Origin of the sequence: Vibrio sp. 10N.222.46.A1, assembly GCF_041473595.1 — a bacterium.
GTDB classification, from domain to species: Bacteria; Pseudomonadota; Gammaproteobacteria; order Enterobacterales; family Vibrionaceae; genus Vibrio; species Vibrio tasmaniensis_A.
This window is the reverse complement of sequence record NZ_JBFRSN010000367.1, coordinates 1-5665: the sequence shown is the minus strand read 5'-3', so window position 1 is coordinate 5665 and position 5665 is coordinate 1. Positions and strand designations below refer to the sequence as shown.

The 5665-nt window shown below is 45.1% G+C and carries 6 protein-coding genes; 3 read left to right on the top strand and 3 right to left on the bottom strand.

Features of this window, described 5'->3' with window-relative positions; all coding sequences use genetic code 11:
- The coding region (locus AB4496_RS11720) for an ATP-binding cassette domain-containing protein (RefSeq protein WP_372131016.1) at positions 1 to 552 on the top strand (552 nt) is incomplete at its 5' end.
- A 36-nt stretch (positions 553 to 588) separates the two neighbouring features.
- Positions 589 to 1368, top strand: a complete 780-nt coding sequence (locus AB4496_RS11715; protein WP_102257842.1) for a DUF2927 domain-containing protein — start codon at positions 589 to 591, stop codon at positions 1366 to 1368.
- A 93-nt stretch (positions 1369 to 1461) separates the two neighbouring features.
- Here the strand turns inward: AB4496_RS11715 and AB4496_RS11710 are convergent, their stop codons facing one another.
- Both AB4496_RS11710 and AB4496_RS11705 read right to left on the bottom strand, forming a co-directional pair.
- A complete protein-coding gene (locus tag AB4496_RS11710; RefSeq protein ID WP_004734596.1) occupies positions 1462 to 1851 on the bottom strand; it encodes a DUF2750 domain-containing protein in 390 nt (129 codons plus the stop codon).
- Between the two features lie 149 nt (positions 1852 to 2000).
- Positions 2001 to 2906: a manganese-dependent inorganic pyrophosphatase gene (locus AB4496_RS11705; RefSeq protein ID WP_017104082.1), complete on the bottom strand. Its 906-nt coding sequence runs from the start codon at positions 2904 to 2906 to the stop codon at positions 2001 to 2003.
- A 201-nt stretch (positions 2907 to 3107) separates the two neighbouring features.
- Between AB4496_RS11705 and AB4496_RS11700 the strand changes: the two genes are divergently transcribed.
- A complete protein-coding gene (locus tag AB4496_RS11700; protein WP_012604363.1) occupies positions 3108 to 4322 on the top strand; it encodes a putative manganese transporter in 1215 nt (404 codons plus the stop codon).
- A 312-nt stretch (positions 4323 to 4634) separates the two neighbouring features.
- Here AB4496_RS11700 and AB4496_RS11695 read toward each other — a convergent pair.
- A partial coding sequence (locus AB4496_RS11695; RefSeq protein WP_372131014.1) for a molybdopterin dinucleotide binding domain-containing protein occupies positions 4635 to 5665 on the bottom strand: 1031 nt, incomplete at its 5' end.

Below are 5665 nucleotides of genomic sequence, written 5' to 3'. Positions count from 1 at the left end.
GAACACAAAGACTACTCAACTCGCTGTAAACTGATTCGAATGATTTTCCAAGATCCGAACACCTCGCTAAATCCACGCATCCAGATTGGTCGAATCCTTGAAGGACCGTTGAAGCGAAATACCAACATGCCACCAGAAGCCCGCATGCGCCGCGTAAAGGACACATTATTACGTGTTGGGCTTCTACCAGAACATGCTTACTTCTATCCTCAGATGCTTGCTGCAGGCCAGAAGCAGAGGGTTTGTTTGGCTCGCGCATTGATACTTCAGCCTTCCATCATTGTGGCTGATGAAGCGTTGAATGGTTTGGATATGGCGATGCGTTCGCAAATCATCAATCTGTTCCTAGAACTTCAAGAAGAGATGGGCGTATCGTTCGTTTATGTTTCCCAACACATCGGCATTGTTAAACACATCACAGATAAGATCATCGTCATGCACGAAGGCAATGTGGTTGAAAGTGGCGAAACACATGAAGTACTGACTAACCCAACTCACCAAATCACACAAAGGTTAGTTGAGAGCCACTTCTATAAAGCACCAAGCCATTAATCGGTGATAGCGCTATATTCCGCAAAGGGGAAAGATATGTTACCAAGAGCTTCAATGCTTTCCCTCTTGTTGGCGCTGCTGTCCTTTAATGCAGCAAGCACAACACTCACATGGCTAGATAGAACCTTCGTCGAAACTGCCTTTTATCACGTCGCACTTCAACACGAATATTCACAAGGCGACAAGCTCCTCGCTAAATGGAAACAGCCTATCAAGGTATGGGTTGATCATCGAGTGGGTGATAAAGACCTGCATCAGGAGCTCACGGAACTTCATCTCCAACACTTGTCCGAAGTGACCCAGCACCCCATAACAATCGTTAAAAATAAGTCTGAAGCGAATGTAAAATGGATATACACGAGGCAGAGTCAGTGGATAGCTGAAGCCAAAACTGTACTCAAACTGAAATCGACACAGCATCTAAACAGCGCTATCTGTACTGCAGGTTATCGAACTAATTCCAAAGGGGAGATTGTATATGCAGGAATTGTGATCCCAGTAGATCAAGCGAGAGCAAGAGGAAAGCTGGTCGCATGTATCGTGGAAGAGATCACACAGGTTCTAGGCCTGCCGAATGATTCAGATAAAGCCTACCCTTCTATTTTCAATGATCACACGCCAGAAGACTTGTTATCCCCCTTAGATGTAGTGCTGCTAAAGCTACTGTATGAGCCTCAATTGAAAGTGGGAATGACAAAAGAACAGGCAAAACCAGTTGTGCGAAAAATACTGAAAAGATACAGCAAAACAGGTGTACTTCAGCAAGCTTCTAAAGCAGCACAGCAGGCGCCTTTGTATCAACTTATTGGGTATTGACGAAAATACGTTGGAAAGTAGCTTAGAAGGGAAGAATAGAACAACAGCGTTGCCCGAGGTAAGACAACGCTGGCTTACAATTTGACGAGAGAATTAGCGCTTAGCAGCCTGCTTCTTCAGCTCGAAGTCGAACTCATCCGGGAACAAGATAACACCTTCTTCCTGTTCGTTCGGGAACACAACAACTGCAAGCTCGTCGTCTTCTAGACCGTTAGTCCAACGGCTATGCCATTTGTTTAGTGAAATAGACTCAGCTTTACACTCAGACCAATCACCCGTCGCCCAAGACTCCGCAAACTCTTGATTTGGCCATACAGGAACACAGTCTTCATCTTCTGTGTTCAGCATTACACAACCGTGTTCATCGGTTAAGATCCATACTTCACGGTTCGCTACGATTTCTTTCACACAGTACTTCAGGCGTTGCTCACCCGTATACTTATTGATTTCAGCGATTTTTTTATCGTCTAGCTGTGTAGTCATCTCAATTTCCTACTTTAGTCAGTAACTATGTTCTTAAAGCTATTTTATGCCGAGTGTTTTTAACTTCAAACACTATCGATGAAGAAGAAAGCCTACTTCAAAGAAAAACGCCTGCTAAATTAGCAGGCGTTTATAATTAAGCGACTTGGTTAAACAAGCTCGCCTTGAAGCCAAGGCCAACCTTGCTTCTTACGGCTCAATGTATTTTCCATCATCAATACACCGTCTTTCTCGAATTTAACCAGCTTATCAGCCCACTCACCTTTGTATAGAAGACGAGTTTGAGCTGTAGTGATATCTGTCAGCATTACTGCAGCGAATGCTAGACCATCTTTCTCACAACGCGCTTCAAGATCAGCTTCTAGCGCTTCGATCATGCCGTCTACTTGCTCAAGAGTCGCAAGCTCAACTTGACCAACAACAACATCACGACCGTTGAATGGGTAGCCTTTAAGGTCTTTTTCTACTAATTGTGCCGCAGATAGGCCTTCGATGTTTGTCTTAGCGATTAGAAGCGCTTTGATAAATGCATCAACGTCAGTCACGCCAGCGATTTCAGCAAGCTCAGCAACCGCGTCTTTGTCTTTTTGAGTACATGTTGGAGAAGCAAAACCAACTGTGTCTGAAAGAATTGCAGACATCATCAGTTTAGCGATTTGTTGAGAGATAGCGTGACCTTCAATCTTGAACATGTTGAAAAGTACTGTATTTGTACAGCCAACAGGCCAGATCCAAGCTTCCATAGGGTTAACTGTCATCACGTCACCTAGACGGTGGTGATCGACAATACCTACGATCTCTGCTTCAGCTACATCGTCTGGTGCTTGTGCAAGATCTGAGTAGTCTACTAGCCAGATTTTCTCACCAGCAACAGAAGTACGAAGTTCTGGCTTTTCAGCACCAGCGACTTCTAGAATGTGTTGAGTTTCGCGGTTGATCTCGCCTTGGCGAATTGGTGTCGCTTCCTCGCCACGAGCTTTAAGAAGCTCAGTTGCAACTAACGCACTACAAATACTGTCACTATCAGGGTTTTTGTGACCAACAACTAAAATCATGTTTCTTCCTATTACACTAACAATTATGACTCTACCTTTAGAGTCTCTCTTTATTAGGCATACTTTACCTCATTTTTTTAGATTGGTCATGTTTCGTGGGTTTGGCCAATGGTAACAAAAGATAAAAAAACAACGAATGCAATTGATAATTATTATCATTCGTATATGATTATCTTAATACACAAATTTTGAGTGACACTTATGGATCGACTAATCTCTTTTTTGCCAAGCAGCAGCGCTGCGAAAACAACTCAGTTTTCACTGTCTTTTAAGCGCCTGCTTTTACCTATTTCACTTGCGGCGTTAGTTGCAGCTCCTGCTACGCGAGAATTGACGGTCACTACCTTGTCTGACGCCTTCTGGGCAGTGTCATGTTACGTTGCGCTAACCCTAGCGATTTACCACTGGTTAAGTCTATACATCAACAAAGATAACGTCTTCAATAAGCTCGTCCATCAATCTCGTTCAAACCAAGTTGTATTCGCCGCGCTAATGGGCGCATTGCCAGGCTGTGGGGGAGCGATTGTGGTCACCACACAATTTATTTCAGGCAAACTCGGATTTGGTGCGGTTGTGGCTGTACTCGTCTCAACCATGGGTGACGCGGCATTCCTGTTAATTGCTAGCGAACCCAAAACAGGTTTAGCCATGATGGCGATGGGTGTAATCGTGGGTACCGCCTCAGGACGAATCATAAACTTGTTTCACGCAGACGACTTTTTACGCCCGAAACAGGCAGAGAGAAATGAAGCGGAAAACAGCTGTACCTCACAACCTCAAGGTCAAAGCCCTGTCTCTAAAAAAGCGATAAACCTTCAGGGTTACCTATGGTCTGTGCTTATTATTCCGGGAGCCGCTGTTGCCCTGCTTGGCTCTTTTCAAATCGATGTAAACCAGTTGCTGACACTGCCTGAGATGTCTATGGAATGGACGGGAACGATTTTACTGATCAGCTCGATGTTTTTGTGGGGGCTTACTCGTGAAATTGAGGATTACAAATCGGCCGTAAGTGAAGATGAAAAATGTATAGGTTCTCACCCACTACAAAAAACAGCTCAAGATACAAACTTTGTCACTGCATGGGTGGTGGTGGCTTTTCTTTTCTTCGAGTTTGGCTCTGTGCTTGCAAATGTCGATTTTGCGACGCTATTCTCAAGCTGGGGGATGATGCTCCCCCTGGCGGGTGTGTTGATGGGCTTACTGCCGGGGTGTGGTCCACAATTGTTGGTCACTAGCCTTTACCTTTCAGGTGCACTGCCACTTTCAGCTCAGGTCGGTAACGCAATTTCAAATGATGGTGATGCTTTATTCCCTGCTATCGCAATGGCACCGAAAGCGGCTCTTGTGGCCACATTATATTCAGGCATACCCGCATTAATCTGTGCATACGGTTATTGGTTTATGTTCGAAATTTAACTCAAGCTGATTCAATTCCATAGGTCTCTATTAGGTCGATACTTTGTATCGGCCTTTTTGTTTCCGTCTGCCTAAGCCCTTACAACAGATTCTTTATACATTCCCTTCCTGCTTCATTGTTCGTAGTTCATAGTTCTACAGCCTATCTCAAACGGCACGTCGTTATAGCCGGTCTCAAAAACGCCCCCTGTTGGCGCTATGACAATGCTTAATTACAAATTCCGCACACAGGCTAGAAAAACAAAAAGCCTCTGTAAGAGTGCTTACAGGGGCTTTAATTCAAGCTTTAATCTTGGTTCTTAAGTACAAGACTTAAGAAACTTCGATTGGACCACCGAATGAAGTTACTGGAGGCAGTTTGCCTTGGAACTTCTCGAAGTTAACCAAACATGTGTTTGCTGACGTTGCTTGAGCAAGTTCAGACGTACCGATGTCTTGAGTTAGTGTGTTTGGATCGCCGTATGTATCTAGCGCCCCCACTTTCTCGTTGATCGGGCCGTACCAAGCGCCTTCTTCGATACGAACAACACCAGGTGCGTAGCTATCCATTAGAACAGCACCTGCTAGTAGTTGACCACGGTCATTGAACACACGTACTACGTCGCCATCTTTGATGCCTTTCTTCTTAGCATCGATTGGGTTGATGTAGATTGGCTCACGGCCTTGTACCGCGTAAGTCGCACGCCACTCTTCAGATTCACACATCTGAGAGTGAAGACGCTTGTCTGGGTGACAAGATTGTAGCCAGTACGGATGTTTGTCAGAGCCTGGACCACCGTGTGAACGTTCAGATTTCTCAAACCACATAGGGTGTTCTTGACAGTGCTCGTAACCCATGTTGCCAACAGTACGGCTTGTGATTTCGATGAAACCAGAAGGCGTACCTAGTGCGTTGATCTCTGGATCTTCACGGAATGAAGCGTGACGAGTCCATGGCTTACCTTTACCGAAGTCTAGGAAACCTTTCTCCCAGAACTCAGCAAACTCAGGCATTTCGAAGCTGCCTTCGTTTGATGCACGACATTCGTCATACAGAGATTTAACCCACTGCATTTCGTCCATACCACGCGTATAATCGTCGTAACGACCCCAACGCTTAGTTAGGCTAGACATAATCTCGAAGTCAGTTTTAGACTGGAACAGAGGATCGACTAGTTTGTGCATCGCGATCAAACCACGACCAGAGTACGCGCCGTAACCATCAATATCGTTACGTTCCCACTGAGTACATGCAGGAAGCACGATATCAGAGTGACGACAAGTTGCAGTCCAAGCGAAATCAACAGCCACTACAGTTTGTAGGCTCTTGAATGCTTTACGCATCTTGTTGCGATCTTGGTGGC

Excerpts from the sequence above, each read along its gene's own strand:
- AB4496_RS11705 (WP_017104082.1), bottom strand. The coding sequence starts at position 2,906 with ATGATTTTAGTTGTTGGTCACAAAAACCCTGATAGTGACAGTATTTGT.
- AB4496_RS11710 (WP_004734596.1), bottom strand. The coding sequence starts at position 1,851 with ATGACTACACAGCTAGACGATAAAAAAATCGCTGAAATCAATAAGTAT.
- AB4496_RS11715 (WP_102257842.1), top strand. The coding sequence starts at position 589 with ATGTTACCAAGAGCTTCAATGCTTTCCCTCTTGTTGGCGCTGCTGTCC.
- AB4496_RS11700 (WP_012604363.1), top strand. The coding sequence starts at position 3,108 with ATGGATCGACTAATCTCTTTTTTGCCAAGCAGCAGCGCTGCGAAAACA.